The sequence below is a fragment of the Alteromonas sp. MTD1 genome (assembly GCF_042848195.1).
GTDB lineage: Bacteria > Pseudomonadota > Gammaproteobacteria > Enterobacterales > Alteromonadaceae > Alteromonas.
Genome location: NZ_BTGG01000007.1, coordinates 178,909 through 197,528 on the forward strand (window position 1 = coordinate 178,909; position 18,620 = coordinate 197,528).

Annotated in this window: 14 protein-coding genes; 9 read left to right on the top strand and 5 right to left on the bottom strand. The window is 39.6% G+C overall.

All coding sequences use genetic code 11. The annotated features are described in order from the left end of the window. Positions 1 to 56 precede the first annotated feature (56 nt). The 5 genes from ACGHAV_RS11170 to ACGHAV_RS11190 all read right to left on the bottom strand — a co-directional run bounded on the left by ACGHAV_RS11170 (position 57) and on the right by ACGHAV_RS11190 (position 5,009). Positions 57 to 1,079, bottom strand: coding sequence for an NAD-dependent epimerase (locus tag ACGHAV_RS11170; protein WP_390380395.1), 1,023 nt, complete (start codon positions 1,077 to 1,079; stop codon positions 57 to 59). 16 nt (positions 1,080 to 1,095) lie between these two features. Continuing rightward, the gene (locus ACGHAV_RS11175; protein ID WP_390380398.1) at positions 1,096 to 2,196 is read right to left on the bottom strand and encodes a nucleotidyltransferase family protein; all 1,101 of its coding nucleotides are present in this window, start codon (positions 2,194 to 2,196) and stop codon (positions 1,096 to 1,098) included. Beyond that, positions 2,186 to 3,097, bottom strand: a complete 912-nt coding sequence (locus ACGHAV_RS11180; protein ID WP_390380401.1) for an HprK-related kinase A — start codon at positions 3,095 to 3,097, stop codon at positions 2,186 to 2,188. Before ACGHAV_RS11180 ends, ACGHAV_RS11175 begins: the two co-directional genes overlap by 11 nt. Before the next feature lie 180 nt (positions 3,098 to 3,277). Then, complete coding sequence (locus ACGHAV_RS11185) at positions 3,278 to 3,898, bottom strand: hypothetical protein (RefSeq protein ID WP_390380404.1); 621 nt, start codon at positions 3,896 to 3,898, stop codon at positions 3,278 to 3,280. 337 nt (positions 3,899 to 4,235) lie between these two features. Further along, positions 4,236 to 5,009, bottom strand: coding sequence for a serine protease (locus ACGHAV_RS11190; RefSeq protein WP_390380407.1), 774 nt, complete (start codon positions 5,007 to 5,009; stop codon positions 4,236 to 4,238). Between the two features lie 128 nt (positions 5,010 to 5,137). On the opposite strand from ACGHAV_RS11190, the gene ACGHAV_RS11195 reads away from it, so the two are divergent. The 9 genes from ACGHAV_RS11195 (at position 5,138) to wecC (ending at position 18,610) form a co-directional block, all read left to right on the top strand. After that, positions 5,138 to 5,836: a YdcF family protein gene (locus tag ACGHAV_RS11195; protein WP_390380410.1), complete on the top strand. Its 699-nt coding sequence runs from the start codon at positions 5,138 to 5,140 to the stop codon at positions 5,834 to 5,836. A gap of 55 nt (positions 5,837 to 5,891) precedes the next feature. Further along, a complete protein-coding gene (locus tag ACGHAV_RS11200) occupies positions 5,892 to 6,716 on the top strand; it encodes a PEP-CTERM/exosortase system-associated acyltransferase (RefSeq protein ID WP_390380413.1) in 825 nt (274 codons plus the stop codon). Between the two features lie 62 nt (positions 6,717 to 6,778). Further along, positions 6,779 to 8,476 carry an FAD-binding oxidoreductase gene (locus tag ACGHAV_RS11205; protein WP_390380416.1) on the top strand — a complete coding sequence of 566 codons (1,698 nt, stop codon included), beginning with the start codon at positions 6,779 to 6,781 and terminating at the stop codon, positions 8,474 to 8,476. A 112-nt stretch (positions 8,477 to 8,588) separates the two neighbouring features. Then, positions 8,589 to 9,545 carry an EDSAP-1 family PEP-CTERM protein gene (locus tag ACGHAV_RS11210; protein WP_390380418.1) on the top strand — a complete coding sequence of 319 codons (957 nt, stop codon included), beginning with the start codon at positions 8,589 to 8,591 and terminating at the stop codon, positions 9,543 to 9,545. Between the two features lie 138 nt (positions 9,546 to 9,683). Beyond that, a complete protein-coding gene (locus ACGHAV_RS11215) occupies positions 9,684 to 12,335 on the top strand; it encodes a tetratricopeptide repeat protein (RefSeq protein ID WP_390380421.1) in 2,652 nt (883 codons plus the stop codon). Positions 12,336 to 12,424: 89 nt separating this feature from the next. Next, positions 12,425 to 14,455: a GNAT family N-acetyltransferase gene (locus ACGHAV_RS11220; RefSeq protein WP_390380424.1), complete on the top strand. Its 2,031-nt coding sequence runs from the start codon at positions 12,425 to 12,427 to the stop codon at positions 14,453 to 14,455. Continuing rightward, positions 14,448 to 16,184: an ATP-grasp domain-containing protein gene (locus tag ACGHAV_RS11225; RefSeq protein ID WP_390380427.1), complete on the top strand. Its 1,737-nt coding sequence runs from the start codon at positions 14,448 to 14,450 to the stop codon at positions 16,182 to 16,184. Before ACGHAV_RS11220 ends, ACGHAV_RS11225 begins: the two co-directional genes overlap by 8 nt. Before the next feature lie 41 nt (positions 16,185 to 16,225). After that, positions 16,226 to 17,344, top strand: a complete 1,119-nt coding sequence (gene wecB, locus ACGHAV_RS11230; protein ID WP_390380430.1) for a non-hydrolyzing UDP-N-acetylglucosamine 2-epimerase — start codon at positions 16,226 to 16,228, stop codon at positions 17,342 to 17,344. Positions 17,345 to 17,362: 18 nt separating this feature from the next. Continuing rightward, on the top strand, positions 17,363 to 18,610 hold the full coding sequence (gene wecC, locus ACGHAV_RS11235) for a UDP-N-acetyl-D-mannosamine dehydrogenase (protein ID WP_390380433.1): 1,248 nt from the start codon (positions 17,363 to 17,365) through the stop codon (positions 18,608 to 18,610). Positions 18,611 to 18,620: the final 10 nt, after the last annotated feature.

An 18,620-nucleotide genomic window follows, 5' to 3' on the forward strand; every position in this document is an offset into this window, starting at 1 on the left:
TGCTAAATAGCACCTTTTCAAATATAAACCTGCTTAGATAGGCGGCCTTAGGCTTCCTAGGCCTTTATATCGTAAAAATCTCTGTACCAATCTACGAAAGCTTTCACACCAGTCTTAACGTCAGTGCTTGGCTTGTAGCCCGTATCTTTCACAAGAGAAGACACATCAGCATAAGTATCTGGCACATCGCCTGGCTGCATTGGCAACAGCTCTTTCTTGGCTTCTATACCAAGCGCGTCCTCGAGTGTTTCGATAAACTTAAGAAGATGTACGGGTGTTTGCGCACCAATGTTATACACCTTATACGGCGCTTTACTGCTGCTTGGGTCTGGGTTTGCACCATCCCAATTTTCATTGGCATTCGCGACTTTATCAAGTGAACGCACAACTCCTTCTACAATGTCATCGATGTAAGTGAAATCTCTACGATGATTGCCGTAGTTAAATACCTTAATTGTCTCGCCTTCCAGTATTGCTTTAGTGAACTTAAACAGCGCCATATCTGGGCGTCCCCACGGGCCGTAAACGGTGAAGAAACGCAGGCCTGTTGTAGGCAAATTATAAAGGTGGCTATAAGTATGCGCCATGAGTTCGTTAGCTTTCTTAGATGCAGCGTAAAGGCTCACTTGGTGATCGACATTGTGCTGCTCTGAAAACGGCATGGTTTCATTAGCACCGTAAACAGAACTTGAAGACGCATACACTAAATGCTCAACATTATTATGGCGACAGCCCTCTAAAATATTACCAAACCCAACAATATTTGAGTCAATATAAGCACTTGGGTTTTCAAGCGAATAACGCACACCAGCTTGTGCAGCTAAATGCACAACGCGGTCGAACTTGTGTTCTTCGAAAAGCGCTGCCATTTTATCGCGCTCTTCTACGCCCATTTCAACAAATGAAAACAAACTTGCGGCCTTCGATGTTTTAAGGGCATCTAAACGGGCGTGCTTTAAGTTAACATCGTAATAATCGTTTATATTATCGATACCAATAACCTGGTCACCACGATTGATAAGATACTGCGATACGGCAGCCCCGATAAAACCGGCTGCGCCGGTGACTAACACTTTCATTGACTTTCCCTATATCTTAATTTGGCGGTGTCGCTTTGGTAAAAATATGCTCTCCAAACAATAGCTTTGTCACAGCTCTGAATAGTTTCATACTGCTGTGAAAAACCAAGATATGAAGAGGCATTTTCAAGAAATGCCCCCTAATCTCAGCAAAGCAAGTTGGCACTTTATATTCACCATGTGCTAATAGCGAATGTTTAGGTCCTGACGCATATCGTAGCGCAGACAACTCCCACTTACCGATGCTCTTCAATACACACGTGACGCGCTCGCTGACCCAGTCCGGTAACTCGACATTATAATCAATCTGTAAAAACCTGAGGGCTATGCAACTTTCTTTTTCAAACCCTGATAACGCATGCAATTCAAACAACGATTGATAAAACGAATCTGGTTGCTGTTTTACCATAAGATACAAATCAGTCATGTCGCGCATGGCAGCACTATAGTCATCATTGAAGAATAAATGAATAGCACTGTGGTAAAACATCCCAGCCTCATTCAATATCATTACACCATCAACATCTGTTCCAGCTATTTCTAAGAGCCTTTCCATTTCAATAGCTTTTCCAGACACGGGAGGCACCAAATTATGATGGAGATCTAGTAATGTACCTCTTATACCATGCTGCATTGGCGGAATTTCATGAGACCACTGTCGATAATATTTTTCATCATAGTCGTCTATTTCTTTACTTAGCCAACCATTAATAGCGAGGCGGCCTTCCGCATTGTCAATAACGTGCTTGGGGACAAGCACATCTATATCACTGAACACTCTACCTAAGCCTGCTCGCGAGTTACATATAATATAAGCGGCGCCTTTTAAAAATAGTAACGGATACTTCTCTCGAGCAAACGTAACTTTTAACCTCGAAACCTCACCGATAACTACTGTCCGTTGCTTTGCCGCCAGTGTTTTAGCATTTTCACAATGCCTCTTTAACTGAACGGGAAGGAGCTCAGTTAACTGACATTCATCTAATAACAAGTAAAACCTAGCCAACAACTTTTCATGTCGCAGAACAATCATTAATTCGTTCCATTGACGTAACGAAAAGTTTTGGGTGGAGCCAGGATTAACAATCGCTTGAATAACTTGCTTTCTACTTAGCAATGCTCTGCCCCACAATATCCTCAAGAAGAAAGTTATTCAGCTCTGCTAAATTGTCATACTTTACTTCAAAAGCAGGAACTTTCTCAGCCACATTTATAACCGATTGAATGCCTCTGTCTTGCAACACACTAAAATTGAAAGCATTTTCAGCAAGGGCAGTATAAGCTGTCGATTTATCCATTTCGAATACGTCACAAAATGTACCTTTGCTGAATTTGGGAAATACAACACCAACGATCTCAGCGCACTCATTCTGACCATCAACAGATGCTTTGTCTGGCGCCATATGAACAACATCACCTTTATGAGTATCAGTTGCAACGGAGGAGAATATAGCGTCGGGAAACCAAGTTTTAACTAAATCTATAGAATCATTTTTTAAACAAATTGGTCTTACAAATGGAGAAACTTCAAGACTTAATGGAGTGATTAAGGCCATTTCATCAGATAATAATCGCCACCCATTTCTAGATAAATAAGCAGTGAGAGTGCTCTTTCCAGACCCTGGCGGAGCAGGAAATAAAACAGCTTTTCCGTTTTTAGCGAGAACCGCAGAATGAATTACTAAATGGGATACTTCATGCGCTGCAATAACCCAATTTAATCCCCACTCGAGCAAAGCATAGGATTGAGAGCGATTGAGCGGCTTGAAAGGCTCTAGACTATCGCAAGTGAATCTTGCTTGGTCTTTCAGAAAGCGTCTTAATCCACCACTGTCTTTGATAGAGACAAAGTAATCAATGAAGCCGTCGTATTCATCTCCATCAACAATCCTGTTTCCATAAATTGTTTCAAGGTTACTAAATACTTCTGGAAAACAGGATTCTACTTTAAATGCAAAAGGGCTACATTCAAGTACAACACTACGCCTCAAAAGCCATTCCCTTCTTTTTAAGTTCATCCCTCAGTTCGTCACTATTGCAAATAACAAAGATGTCGCTGGGGTAGGATTGTATTAGAGCAACACGATCGCACGGCAACAACACTGATTCATCGGTAGTTGTGTTGTAAATCAACAAACCACTGTCGTCGCTGAAGGTGTGAGCGACAACGGACTCTTTAAGCTTGACCGAATGAGGCATCAGATTAAGGAATACATCTCATCTTTACTGATCAGTTCTCCCAATTGCTCACCCGATGATTTCGGATTTGAAACTGTTATGCTGTAAAGATGTGTAGCAAATGCCCCTGATGACTGGAACGGTCTTCCGTTAGCGACAGGATAAACAATGTTATGAATATTGGTTTCATCGCTTCCAAACATAGCGTTAAAATACATGGCTATAAGCTTTGCATTATATTTTTTCTGTCCAAGTGCGTCCTGTTGACCGGCCGATAAATCACCGAAACCAATGCCTGCCTGTTGAGACAAAGAGTTTAGAGGTAACAGAATTTCTAAAAACGTTCTACTAGCACCCTGTACATTGCCGTTGCGGTCGACGGGATTACCACCGAAAATTGAGCTAAAATCGACCGTTAGCTGTTCGCTAGCCAAATTGTTAAGCCAATATCTAGGGCCTTTAAGGTTGATTGATGCACCATTCGCCCAATCTGAACCATGACCTGACGCAACAATAGAATTAGTGATTCCATTCGCCCAAACAGAACGAACGGGAAGCGACACTAATGCAGCGCCAACAGTAGCCTTTTTTACGAACCGTCTACGACCTTGCGCTTTTTCGTTACTATTTGAATTATTCATATTACATCTCTAATAATTTTCGTTGTTTCGCAATATCATTGCTCTTGTGCGTAGGACGCGATGCACGAATCAGGCCAACAATAAAACCTTGTTTTTTAAAGTTTTTTAAATGTGCTGAATGTCTTCTGTAAAGAAAGCTGACGGACATTATTATTGTTTAGGTTATACATACTTTTTTTGATATTACCACGGCTTTATTTTTCGTCTACCGTTTCGGTTATAAGTAACAATAGAAGTTACACTTTTAGTTTAGTTCAAACACAGGTTTGATCATGTCTTTGCTGCAACGTGAATATCAGAAGATGCTGCAAAGCAACTAAATACACACATAACCATGTCAATCATGTAATAGATTCGTGACATATTTTATGGGTATAGCGTAAGATATTCCAGTGGGCGAACTCAGCGCACTCTCTTTAGTATCTTTAACTAACACTTTGTTTATAACACCAATAACTTCACCTGACTCTGGATTATATACCGGGCTTCCACTATTTCCGGGGTATGCGACGGCATCAAGTTGATAAATCAAGCTTGAATCCGACAGCCTTTGCATCATTTTCACTGTAAGTTGATCTGAGTTTTTGGCAGGGATTGCGTCGGGCGTTATAGCTGATATATACCCTCTATGAGTAGCTGGATATAGTCCCAATATGGCTCCAATGGGAAACCCAGTGAATGCAATACTGGTTCCCGGAGGCAATAACTCAGTGGTACTCAGCACTGCTGGAGTAAGCGTTGAATCTAATTTAAGAAGCGCCAAATCATGAGCGGGGTCGATTTTCTCTATTGCAGCTTTAACTTTTTTTATTACTCTTCCCTGTCCCGAAAGAACAACGTAGTTCTCAACAATAGTGGGGTCTAATACCTCTGATACTACATGATAATTAGTAATTGCATAGTTACCATCTCCTACCACAAACCCTGTTCCCACTATTCGAGGGCCGGCATGCTTGATGGGAGCGTCAATTGCAATGGCTAATGTGCTACGTGTAAGCTTTTCAACTACATCAGGAAAGTTGGCATCAGAATGCTCAGCGTTAGCTACATTACCCAGTCCACAAAAATGAACAAAAACTAAAATGATTAGGGGAAAGCGGAATATTTTCATGATATGTTGGAGCTACAAGACTTTCTTTGAGCCTAATACATAAAGGTTGTTAAATCAAAATGTTAATAGCTAAACAACTTGCTATGTTTTTAGTGTCGCCGCTTTGCCTTTCTATATGCTTACTGCTTTTGAACATTTTAATGCTAAAAAGAAACAAACTAAGCGCGGTAAAGACATTTAACATAGTGGCACTATCCCTTTTATTGGTATTTTCCCAACCTTGGGTGGCCGATTTAGTTCTGAACCCCCTTGAATTTCAAAGTGCAAGTACAGAAGCAAAAGAAATACAGCCTGACTATATTTTTGTTCCAGCTTGTTACTATCATACAGAAGGAAATGTACCCACAATTACGCGGTGGCACGAGTGTTCTTTGCAACGCATGCTAGAAGCAATTAAACAGCAAAAAAAATTAGAAGTACCAATCGTGCTTACAGGGGGTAAATTCCTTCAAAACAAAGACGTTGTTTTCGCAAGAGAGGCTGAAAAGTTTTTACACACCTTTGGGGTAAATCACAACAACATAATAGTTATTGAAGCAGGATGGAACACCAAATCAGAGGTTATTTCATTAAAGGAACATTTACCAGATGCAAGAGTAGTTGCAATTAGCAGTGCTACTCACCAAATAAGATTGTCGTATCTACTGTCAGATGCAGGAATTGAGCACACCATCAGCGCTGTTGATTACCACAGCTCAGGAGATTTAAGCTTTTATATCGTTCCCCCTTCATCAAACGCGCTAATTAAAATTCAAAGAGCAGCTTACGAATACTTGGCACTACTAAAATATTTCTTATACGATAGTAGTAGCGAAGAAATCCGCTAAAAATATTTTCCTTTGCTAAACTTCGTGTAAACATTTGAGATCTCGGACGGATTCAATGCCACTGGCAAGAAAATCAATTTTAAAAAAAATCAAGAAGATTGTAGGTCCCAAAGGTAGACTTGGGAAATTGCTCAGTGGTTATGAAACCTTGCAAGAGGCAAAGTTTATATCCAGCCATTTCTCCGAATTCCTAGAACCTGTGGTTGCTCAAGATCCTCAAACAAAACAAAATAGCTATAATATTCGACACAAGGTTTATTGCGAAGAGTTGGCATTTGAAGAGCCAAACGAGCAAAGGCTAGAGAACGATGAATTTGATGAGTTCTCTATCCCTTGTCTAATCAAGCATAAAACTACGTCAAATTACGCCGGTACCGTTCGGCTGGTGAGACCTACACAAGATAGTCAGCAACTACCCATAGAAAAATATTGTTTGAATTCAATTACACACAGTGATCTTTCGCCATCAAATTTCGATAGGAAAGAAGTTTGCGAAATATCAAGGCTCGCCGTACCAAAAGAGTTTAGAAAACGCCAAATGGATAAGTACTCGGGTGCCGCTTTGGGTGTAATTAACGAAAGTACATATTCGGAAGAAGAGTTACGCTGCTTTCCTTTTATTGCGATAGGTCTTTACTTTTCAGCCGCAGCAATGGTAATACACAACCAAATTAAGCATACATACGTTATGATGGAACCGCGGCTTGCAAGAAGCATGAGTTTTGTCGGCATACAATTTGAGCAGATCGGGCCTGTTGTTGATTATCACGGTAAGCGAGCGCCATATTATATTAACCCAGCCCTGTTAAATGCAAATTTACGGCCAAGTTTCAGGGTAATGCTCAATAACATACAAGCTCAAATAGAAAAAAATGAGTGAAACATTAAACTACTATTTACTTACATAACCCAGTATACAAAATTTGGTAGGAAGCCACATTAATGAATTCTCGAAGTGATATGAGACAAAATCTTGTGTCTAAAATCAAAACTTTAGGGATTGATGAAAAACAAATTTCATCAGAAGAAAGCGTAAATAATGGCGAAACCTACAGAAGGGCGTTTGGCGCTATCTTACACATAAAGCCTCTGCCAAAAGCTCCCTCAGGAAAACTTCGTTATTCCCAAATAATCGATATTATAAATTTAGCCAAAGAATTGAGCTTTACTATTCACGTTGTCAGCCGTGGGATGAATCTTGGGTATGGCGGCGAAGAACCTTATGAGCGAGACGCTATTGTCGTCAATTTAAGTGCATTCAATAAAATAGATAACTACGATCCCGCACTTGGACATATAAGAGTAGAGCCAGGAGTGACTCAAGAAGATATTTATAAATTCTTAAAAACCAATGGTTCTCAGCATATCCATGACACCACAGGCGCTCCCAAAAGTGCCAGCATCATTGGCAATTATCTTGACAGGGGCTTCGGACATACACCTATGGCCGAGCACCCAAAAAATATTTTGAATGCTAGTGTAATTATTCCCGGAGCAAAGGGCAGCGTTCCGGCGTATCGTGTAACTTCATTAGATGGAACTATATTGAAGGCAAAAGACGATACCGTAGTTCGTACATACACGATTGGGCCAGATTATACTCAACTGTTTGTTCAGAGTAATTTAGGTGTCGTAACTAACGTTACAATTAAATTGTTCCCTGTTACCGAATCATTTGTTGCCTTTATAGTCCCCTTTCAGACCAAAGAGGCCGACAAAGTAATATCTTTATGTGCAGAATTACGTAAACAAGGCACTATTCATAGCGCTTCACATGTCGGCAATGCAGTAAAAACTTTACAAATGATAGCAGCAGAGCATCCTTCATTAATAAAATCATATAATTCAGACTATATTAGTGGTCTAATTCAATCTCTAAATTTAAATGACTGGACCATCTCTGGTGGCATTTATGGAACAAAAAATCAAGTCAGAGCACATGTGAAAGACTTAAAGAGAGAGATGTCTAAAATAGGGCTTGCGCCTTTATTTTTGGGCCCAAAAAAGCGCTTTTGCTTAAGGCACCTTGCTGTGTTTCTAACAAAAAACAAAAAACTGCTCGAAAGAGGGCTAGTAAGCAAAATAAAACTTATAAGGTCACTATCAACATCAGTAACCTTGTCGAGGGCACTGAACAAATTATGCGATGTAAAACAAGGTAAACCAACGAACTACTTTCTTAAAACCATCTATTGGCGCAACCTACACAAATTGAAAGATGTAAATAACCTCTCACCAGTAACGGACAAAGTAGGTTTAATATGGGGGGCGCCATGCGCAAAGTTTTCATCTAAAAACTTCGCAATAATTACTTCAATGATGGAACAAGTCTGTTACGAATACAAAATGGAGAGCCCGATTTCCGTAACAATGTTAAACGAACGAACAATGGAATTCGTTTTATCCCTATCTTACGATCGCTTAAATCCGACGGAAGAAGAGGCCGCGCTGAAATGCTATGAAAACATAATGTTGAAAGCAGAGGCACTTGGTTTCACTCAATATAGAATGTCTACTCTTTCTAACTCTTTTCTAACCAAGGAGGCATTGAAATTAGAAACCCCTCTAATTACCTTGAAAAGCCATTTAGACCCTTGCGGAGTGTTATCACCTTCAAAGTATAAAATTGTGTCAGGATAGTTTACAAAGAGAACATAAAAAAATAAAAATACCTTAAATATCAAAGACGTAAAAAATGGCACAGTAAATGCTTAACCTAGGAAGCAAACAATACAACTTAGGAAAGTTAAAAATGTTTAAGACAAAATTAATTATCGCAACACTTGCAACTCTTGGATTTGCATCAAGCGCAAACGCCGGCGTTTATGCAACCACGTATTATGGCCTGACAAACTTGAAGGTTGAAGTTGACGGTGCTGTCGGCGCCGTAGATGGCGTAGCAGACAGCGTCAATGTGAGCGATTTTATCTCTGTTACGGGCGGACAACGTTTAACAAACACAAGCGCTACGTTCAACAATGATTCAGACGGAAACGCTGTTACTGCGGGTCCTGAAGGTGAAGCCAACGCATCACTGTCTTGTGCTGGGCCAGATTGCGCAGTTTTAGGTTTGACAGAAGATGGTCAGAGCCTTGACGCTGGTACACTTATCGCTTCAGATGACTTCAATTTCGCGGCTTCTGATGTCAACGTTACTGGGTCTGCTGTTGATGGCGACGCAATTGGTTACACTTATGCAGAAGCGTCTATTCATAGTGGAAACAACACGAATGCTGCCGCATCATCAAACATTATTAACAACTTAACGACCACTATTAGCTTCAGCGTTGCTCAAGCCGTTAATCTTCGCCTATCTGCTGTTGTTGACTTGTTTATCAATGCATTCATATCAGACGATATAGCTTCGGACAATTCAATTGCAGCAACCGCTAGTGCATTTGGTAATTTTAATTTCTTCTTGTTGCCTGATTTTTCTAACGGTAATGGAGGAGCTGGTGTCGCGGCAGGAGCGTCGAATTTTTCACAAACTGCACAGGACAATTTGACATCTAACAAACCACTAGCAATAGTTGCTAATGACCAGTTATTTGCATCTGATTGGTTCTCAATTGGTGATGGTGATTACACTCTTACAATTAACCAAACATCCAACGCGCAGGTTTCTTTAGTATCTGCACCTAGCATGCTTGCGTTTATGGGTCTAGCATTATTCGCGGCGGGCTCACTTTCACGCAAACGCAGAGCATAAGCCGAATCAACTGCATTCAATTCGCTTATGTTTGTTGCTCATTGATGTACAACCGAATAAAAGCCACCTTTATGGTGGCTTTTTTTTTGAAAAACCTTCATTATTTAACGTATCACCTAACATAAAAATTACAACAACATGGCTTTATCAAAGTATCTACTAGTTCCTTTACTATTCTCTCTATCTGCATGTAATTCGCCCGACCTTAATGAAATAAACCAGCGTTTAGACAGGGCTTTTCAAAAGAAAGAATATGCTGAAGCAGAAATTTCACTAAAACAAGCGATTGCTGACTTTCCAAATGACAACATGCTACGTTTAAAGCTTGCTGAAGCTTATGTTATGCAGGGTAATACAGAGGGAGCAGAAAAAGAGGCACTGAAAATTCTTGAGCTTGTAGAAGACGATGTTTTACTTAAAAGAGCGTTTAATGTTCTCACTTTAAGTGCAAGTATTACTAGGGATACAAGCACTATTGCACAAATTAGCAATATTGAGCTTTGTTCACTTTGTGATTTCGTGTTTGCTCTAGACGATAACTATAGCGTAAAAAGCACAACGGTAGAAACAGCTTTAGAATTGTACAACAGCGCTGACACTAGTCCTGAGAATTTGGCTAAACATCTTGAAAAAGCAAAATACCCGACAGAAACATTAATTTTCTTTAGCGACATAGAGTTAAAAAGAAGAAATATTGACCAAGCCTTCATAATTCAAGAATATATTGTTGCTAAAAACCCAAATTTCTACCAATTAAAGCTCCGTCTAGCTCACCTCCATATTTTTGCCAATCAATTTGTTGAGGCGAATTTATATGTTGAGCAAGTAATTCAAAAATACAATAAGAATCCATTAGCAAATTATATCAAAGGCAAAATACTTTTTAGTGAGGAAAAGTATGCTGAATCCCTAGTGTATTTTCAAAAAGCGAGTAACTATGGCATCAATTTGTCTGACGCTTTTATAGCTAAGGGAATTTCCGAATTTAAGCTCAACAAGCTTGAAACAGCATTGTTATCGTTCCAACAAGCGCTCAGAATTAATAAAAACGACCCTATTGCCCTCAAGCTCATTTCAGCAACACATGCAAAATTAGGGAACACTAAAGAATTGCTTGAAACACTTTACTCTAGTGAAACACTGGATGAAGCAGATATTTTAAATATTGTTAGCGCTGCAGTTAAAGAGTTTGGTGTATTTGACGCAGCGCTCAAAATGCAAGCGCTCGCGAAAAAAGAACGTAATGAAAGTCTAAGGGATGCATTGAATGACGCATCAAAACACATAAGTTCTATTGTTGAGGGTAATATAAACCTCGAACTTACAGGAGATAGTGAGCATTCAAAGCTCCTAAAACTCTTAGCTATACATAGCATGGTCAGCAAGTCACAGTATAATAAGGCAATTGAACAAATAGATACATCTTTAGAACTGTTTAACTTGTCCGATAGCTTATATATGCTTGAGTTGAAAGCTGCTTTATTGCTACAACAAGATAAACCGCTTGAGGCAGCGTTAGTTTACGAGAAAATACTGTCCTTTGACGCAGTAAATCAGTCTGCTCTCCTATTTTTTGCTGATGAGGCAATGTCCAAAAATGAGACACAGAATGCATTTGCGAAGGTAGACAAAATATTATCAGACAACCCACTCAACCTAACTGCCTTAAGGCGTCGTGTTAAGTTTTCGTATATGACTAAAAGCGGCATAGATAAAACACTCGAAGCACTGAGCAAAGCTATTAAAAATTCGACGAATAAAGTGCAGTACGAGCTGTTGAAATCTGGGTTTCTACTTTCACAAGGGCTTATTTCAGAATCTAAAGCTCTATTCACCAGTATTGATACAAATATCGCAAAAGAATTAAATCATTATTGGGAAATTGCGTTTGCGCTCGATATTAGAGACGGCAATGATGTCGAAGCAACATTTAATGAGTGGAAAAAAATCAAAACTAAAGTTGCACAGCCTTACCTAAGGTATTCTAAATACCTTATATCACAAGAAAACACGGAAAAAGCTATAGAAGTCCTTGAAGATGCCGTGGACACTCCTATAGAGTCTAAAGATGACATCGCGATTTTACTGTTTGGTATATATTTCAACAGTGAAAAGCTTGCCCCTGCTGAAAACTTGTTGAAAAAAGCTCGACTTTCAGATTGGCTTCCTGTTACGACTCTCGATTTTATCGAAGCTGAATTCGCAGTTAAAAAGCAAGATTTCATTACTGCCGAGAGGTTGCTGCGCGCTGTATATTCAAAAACTCGCAGTCATAACACACTTCTCTTTCTGTCTAAGGTCAAAAAGGCGTTGGGGCAATCCTCTAAGGTCGAATTGATATCACATTTCAATGAGTATAAAACGGACTATGACGTTGCGATAGAGCTAGGAAATTCAATGATAAATAGCGAGCCAGAAGAAGCAATTCGATATTTTGATGAAGTTCTGAAAGACGTTCCGTCCAATATCTTAGCGCTAAATAATAAAGCTTGGACACTATATACAATTAATTCGCTAGAAGAGGCTAAAAACCAGATAACATACGCTTTAAATTTAGCTCCAAACGATCCATTTCTCTTAAACACATTTGCACATATCTGCTTCAAACAGGATGAGCATGTTGAACTCCAAGATCTTGACGTAAGTAATTTAGATGATGAAACAAAAGTTCTAGTTGCGGCATCCTACTATAAAACCGGAAATAGACAGAAAGCGATTAACATAATAAAAAATGTGAATTCAAAAAATTTATCGCCATATACTCTAGAGGTTCATAGCTTTATAAAATAAAAAGATAGAGTTGTATTCTTCAAGCTATTCTATTTGATGAACTCAACTCTCATTTAAATTCTATGAATCTAATGGTGCTCACAAATTAAATGATTAACGAAATAACAGCAATCAGCACAGCAGAGCTGAAAGAGAAATGGGAACATGTATATTATCAGTCTGCTTTAAACCCCTTTCTTTCTTGGGAATGGTTTAGTGGCGTTGTAGCACACGCGGGAAGGCCTGATCTTATTATTGAGTCACAATGTGATTTGGGCCAGCCATTAGGACTTTGTTTCTTCTTCAGGCGGTTAGAGAAAGGTAAGAGGGTATTATATTTAAACAAGTCAGGTATTCCTAAGTTTGATCAACCGTGGATTGAATATAATAGTTTTCTTACAGTAACTAAGCTTGAAAAAAAAGTCTCTGTAGAAGTAGCCGACTATCTTTTTTCAAATGTTTCTTTCGATGAATTAGTAGTTGGGGCTTCAACAAAACAGTCGCTGGGTGTCTTTGAGCTGTTTTTTACAACAAAACGTGTCGAATGGTACTCCCAGACATACAGAGCAGATTTAACACAATTCAAAAACAAGTCGGAGTATCTTGCTTCACTATCAAGCAATACAAGGTATCAGATTCGACGTTCTTTCAAAGGCTACTTGACTTTTGGAGCTTACAAAGTACACCGCGCTGAAACAAGCGATCAAGCAGTATCATGGTTCAATGAAGCAGCTCCTCATCACATCTCTCGCTGGAAAAATACGCGGGTTGGTAGCGGTTTCGAGAATACTTCATTTACACTATTTCATAAGGACTTCATTCGAAGCTGCTTTACCAAAGGTAACATAGATATACTTAAGATTAAGTTCGGTAATGTTACCATCGCATATTTATATAATTTTATAGTAGGTAAGCGAGTTTACTTTTATTTATCTGCAAACGTGTACACAAAAATACAAAGGCATGCAAAACCTGGGCTAGTTGCTCACACACTGGCAATTGACTATTACATCTCAAAAGGTTTTGAGATATACGACTTCATGGGAGGAGAGTCACAGTATAAACGGTCTCTTGCGACCGACGGGGAGCCGATGTCTATCACTCGCTTTCAACGTTCAAACTGGAAAACATTTTTTGAAAAGCAAGCGAGATATATAAAACACTCAATTTGGAATAAAAGTATAAACGAGAGTTTTCAAAAGAAACGATTATTTGTGACTGGCGGTACTTTAAACCCTAAGTCTGATAAAGCAAAATATGGCAGCGCCCTCGTACTTGAAATAGAGCTATCATCGAATAAAAAACCCAAAATAATAAGAGCTCTTTCATTTCAGCCAGATGTAAAAAACAAAAACTATACCTCTTCTACGAATGTTATTTTCAAGTCAGCTTCTATATATAACGACTCTCTTTACATACCAACAGAAACCGAGATAAAAAAAGTCGACATAAAAACTATGACAATAGTAGACTCTTATTCATCTCCAAGTTTTAATGATTTACATCATGTTTTTAGAAGAGATAACGTACTACACATTGCTAACACAGGGTTAGATTGTGTTAGTCACCTGAACATGTCGGACAATTCGATAACTCATTCTGAAACAGTAGATGGCAGCATTTCTAGATATAACAACATAACAGACTTCAGAGAGTTAGCGTCTACCAAGCCTCACCTATCACATCCGAACTACTGTTTTGAATTAGACGGGAAACTCTGGGTCACCCGATGTGATTTTATGGATGCAGTATGTATAGACTCCCCAGACAAACGAATATTTATCGGCGACGGCCTCGTACACGACGGTGTCGTGTTTGGAAAATATATTTATTTCACAACGGTGAATGGACATATAAAGCTTTACGACAAGCAAACAATGAGCTTGCACTGTGCCATTAACATCAGTGTACTTGATGTGAGACTCGATGGTTGGTTCAGAGGCATTCGCCCCATTGATAATGGTATTGTAATCATCGCTATGAGCAAATCCAGAAAGTCAAAACGCATGAGTAAAAAAAGTAGAGGTTCACTTCTAATTCTTGTAGATATCTATAAAAAGAAGATACTTCAGACATGGGGTGTGGGAAGCCTTGGCTTAGACGCAATCTTTAGCGTCATTGAGGTACCTAAAAATGACTAAAGCACTAATTATTGGAGAAGATACAAGAAGCTTTTTAAGTGTAATTCGCTCTTTAGGTCGAATGGGTATCACGGTTGATGTAGTTTGCTTTGATAGAACATCACCCTCGCTAAAGTCTAAGTTTATTCGAGAGGCCTATTACTACAATTATCAGAACTGTGAAGCAGATGAATGGATTACGCTCGTTACAAAACTAATTAATGATGGTGCATATAATTTAGTTTTTCCTTGTGATGAAAGAGCTATATACCCTTTAGTAAATGCAAAAAGAGAAATAAACCGTCATACAAAGCTAGCACTACCTAATAAAGCCGTTAGAGATAATTTATTCGATAAAAACTTAACGAAAAAGATAGCCAAACAATGCGAAGTTCGAGTTGCTAAGGGAGAAATACGTTCAATCGAAAACAGTACTTACAAGCAATTGGCTGATGAGTTCTCATCAAAATTTGTCATAAAGCCGACTGAATCGTTTAGTGAAAACAACCTCTCCAGCAGAAACAAAGTTGAAATAATAGATAACGCTGATGACTACGATAAATACTTATCTAAAAATGATGTTTCTGGCCTTGATTTTTTGATTGAAGAATACTTTGAGGGTGTCGGCCAAGGAATCTCAGTTTTTTCTTGCCAAGGCGTAATACAATATATGTTTGCTCACACGCGAGTGAATGAGCCAAGAACAGGAGGAGGAAGCTCTTATCGAAAAGCTATTCCCATAGACCCTAGCATGGCCAAAGCTTGTGAAGCAATATGCAGGGCTACTAGTTATGATGGCGTCGGTATGTTTGAATTTAAATACAATAAAACGACCAACGATTGGATATTAGTCGAAGTAAACGCTAGGTTCTGGGGCTCATTACCCCTCGCGTTGCATGCGGGTGTCGATTTCCCCAGGCACTATGCCGAATATCTTTTAGGCACTTACGAAGTAAAAACCTCCTATTGTGCTGAATATAAAATTGGCGCATTAGCTAGAAGCTTCTCTAACGATGTATATGATATCAGAGCAGAAATGCAACACGTAGCTGAGTTAGAAGGAAAAATTAGTGCCATTACAGGCGCGATAAAGCGTCTTTCTGCTTTCTCTCGCGTGCTTGGAAATGAAAAAATAGATAGTTATGACAAAGATGACAAGCTACCCTTTTACAACGAATTTAAACAACTTGCCTCATCAACTTTTCTGAATAAATTAGCTGGAAAGCTACCGTTCAATCACGACCCTGAAGTATTACGTCGGCTACACCGGTTAATGTATGTTACCGAAGGCAAAGGAAAAATCATTTTTGTTTGCTACGGTAATATTATGCGAAGTCCTTTAGCCGCTGAGTTTTCAAAAATTTTTGTTCAAAATACTGAGCTCAACTTTACTGTCGAGTCTTTTGGTTTTCATTTAAATGAGAATAGAACGAGCCCGAAAATTTGCCAATCAGTTGCAGCATCGCTGGGAATCGATCTTGCAGCCCACAGATCAAGAAGACTGCTTCAAAAGCACATTTCAGACAAAGACATCATCTTTATTTTTGACCATCATAATCAGGAAACGTTAGATAAGTTTTATGACGCGGAAAACGTTTTTAATCTAGCAGAGTTCATTCCATTGGGAATGGGAAAATACCGAGCAATAGATGACCCTTATGGACATGGTGAAGAAGCCGTGCATAAATGCTATTCACTTATTATAGAGGCATTGAAGGCTATCTTCGAAAGCTATCTTCGTTTAAAGTAGCGAAAGAGTATGGAAGCAACACTAAACTAGGGCAAAGCAAAATGAAAAAAGTACTCTTGGTATTCGGAACAAGGCCAGAAGCAATTAAAATGGCACCGTTGGTACTTGAGTTGAAGAAGTCGACGGAATTGATAATAGAGGTCTGCGTTACTGCTCAGCATCGAGAAATGCTAGACCAAGTACTCGCACTTTTTGCCATCGAGCCAGATTACGATTTAAACATTATGAAATCGGGCCAAGACCTTTATGACATAACCTCTCGCGTTCTTCTGGGCCTAAGAGACGTAATAAAAAGAAGTCAGCCAGACATTCTTCTTGTACATGGTGATACCACTACAACATTTGCTTCTTCGCTCGCAGCTTTTTATGAAAAAATAGAAATTGGTCATGTCGAAGCAGGCCTTCGAACAGGAAATCTTTATAGCCCATGGCCCGAGGAAGCTAACAGAAAGCTTACCGGAGCGCTTACGAAGTACCACTTTGCGCCAACGCTAACGTCAAAGAATGCCCTTCTTAAAGAAAACATTAATGAAGAGCATATTCATGTAACCGGAAACACAGTTATTGATGCTTTATTTTGGGTGTCAGAAAAAATCGAATCTGATATCCAGTTAAATGGCGAGATAGCAAACAAATTCAAAGCCATTAATTTCAATAAAAAGGTTATATTGGTAACTGGGCACAGAAGAGAAAGCTTCGGTGGCGGTTTTGAAAACATTTGTACTGCGCTGAAAACAATTGCAACGCAAGACGATAACGTAGAAATTGTATACCCAGTGCATTTGAATCCGAATGTTCAGGAGCCAGTAAATAGGCTACTTGCCAACCAGCATAACATTCACCTTATTGCACCGCTTGATTACCTACCCTTCGTTTACCTTATGAACAAGTCATATCTAATACTTACAGACTCGGGCGGAATACAAGAGGAGGCACCGTCTCTTGGCAAACCTGTGCTTGTTATGCGTGATACTACAGAGCGACCCGAGGCTATTGATGCCGGAACGGTAAAATTGGTGGGAACGTCATCTGAGAAAATAATCGATGAAACAATACGTTTATTGAATGATACTAGCTATTACAGTGCGATGAGCGAAGCGCACAATCCGTACGGCGACGGAAACGCATGCACGCGTATTAGAGCTATCCTAGAAAATTAAAACGCGAAAGAGCGGAATATGACACAACTCATTAAAAAAGTTTCGGTAATTGGTCTTGGATACATAGGCCTACCAACAGCAGCAGTTATTGCGTCACGAGGGATCGATGTTGTAGGCGTCGACGTTTCGCAAAGTGCAGTAGATACTATCAACGCGGGTAAAATCCACATCGTCGAGCCCGATTTAGACATGGTGGTGCAAGCCGCTGTTACCACTGGAAAATTAAAGGCAACGTTAACTCCAGAACCTGCAGATGTTTTTGTGATAGCTGTACCTACACCGTTTAAGGAAGGTAATAAGCCTGATTTGAACTTCATTCATGCAGCAGCGAAAGCTATTGCCCCAGTGCTGGCCAAAGGAAATTTGATCATTCTGGAGTCAACGTCTCCTGTGGGTGCAACAGAGCAACTGGCAAAATGGATAAAAGCCTTAAGAAGCGATTTAACCAGTCCATTAGATAACGCAGCAGGCGCTGATTTATACATCGCACACTGCCCTGAGCGCGTTCTGCCTGGAAGGGTTTTAGAAGAGCTTGTCACAAACGATAGGATCATCGGCGGTCTCACACCTGCCTGTGCACAAAAATCGTTAGACCTGTACAAAGTATTTGTTCGTGGTGAATGTATTGTGACCAACGCGCGTACCGCGGAGATGGCAAAATTAACAGAAAACTCATTCCGCGACGTTAACATCGCCTTTGCCAATGAACTATCTATTATATGTGACGAGCTAAATATCAATGTTTGGGAATTAATTAAGCTCGCTAATCGGCACCCCCGTGTAAATATTCTCTCACCAGGGCCTGGTGTAGGCGGCCATTGTATCGCGGTAGATCCTTGGTTTATTGTAGACTCAGCACCGGAGTCAGCAAAAATTATTCGCACTGCCAGAGAAATAAATGACAATAAACCGGCTTATGTAATCAATAAGGTGAAAAAAGCGGCGGATGAGTTTAAGCGCCCGGTTATTGCTTGCCTTGGTCTTGCGTTTAAAGCAGATATTGATGACCTTAGAGAAAGCCCTGCACTAGACATAACCATGCAATTAGCAGAGCAAGGTATAGCAAGAGTTATTGCGGTAGAACCAAATATAAAGGAGCTACCTACAGAATTAGCGGCACTAAACATCGAACACAGTACATTAGCAGATGCAATGGAAAGTGCGAATGTTGTTGTAGTTCTTGTCGATCACGCTGAATTTAAGTCGCTTTCACTTGAAGTGATTAAAAATAAAGTAGTGATAGACACACGTGGTTTAATTCAATAGGGTTTTAATA

Coding starts and splice junctions, on each gene's coding strand:
- ACGHAV_RS11225 (WP_390380427.1), top strand. CDS start 14,448: ATGACTAAAGCACTAATTATTGGAGAAGATACAAGAAGCTTTTTAAGT.
- ACGHAV_RS11190 (WP_390380407.1), bottom strand. CDS start 5,009: ATGAAAATATTCCGCTTTCCCCTAATCATTTTAGTTTTTGTTCATTTT.
- ACGHAV_RS11205 (WP_390380416.1), top strand. CDS start 6,779: ATGAATTCTCGAAGTGATATGAGACAAAATCTTGTGTCTAAAATCAAA.
- ACGHAV_RS11200 (WP_390380413.1), top strand. CDS start 5,892: ATGCCACTGGCAAGAAAATCAATTTTAAAAAAAATCAAGAAGATTGTA.
- wecB (WP_390380430.1), top strand. CDS start 16,226: ATGAAAAAAGTACTCTTGGTATTCGGAACAAGGCCAGAAGCAATTAAA.
- ACGHAV_RS11185 (WP_390380404.1), bottom strand. CDS start 3,898: ATGAATAATTCAAATAGTAACGAAAAAGCGCAAGGTCGTAGACGGTTC.
- ACGHAV_RS11180 (WP_390380401.1), bottom strand. CDS start 3,097: ATGAACTTAAAAAGAAGGGAATGGCTTTTGAGGCGTAGTGTTGTACTT.
- ACGHAV_RS11215 (WP_390380421.1), top strand. CDS start 9,684: ATGGCTTTATCAAAGTATCTACTAGTTCCTTTACTATTCTCTCTATCT.
- ACGHAV_RS11210 (WP_390380418.1), top strand. CDS start 8,589: ATGTTTAAGACAAAATTAATTATCGCAACACTTGCAACTCTTGGATTT.
- ACGHAV_RS11220 (WP_390380424.1), top strand. CDS start 12,425: ATGATTAACGAAATAACAGCAATCAGCACAGCAGAGCTGAAAGAGAAA.
- wecC (WP_390380433.1), top strand. CDS start 17,363: ATGACACAACTCATTAAAAAAGTTTCGGTAATTGGTCTTGGATACATA.
- ACGHAV_RS11170 (WP_390380395.1), bottom strand. CDS start 1,079: ATGAAAGTGTTAGTCACCGGCGCAGCCGGTTTTATCGGGGCTGCCGTA.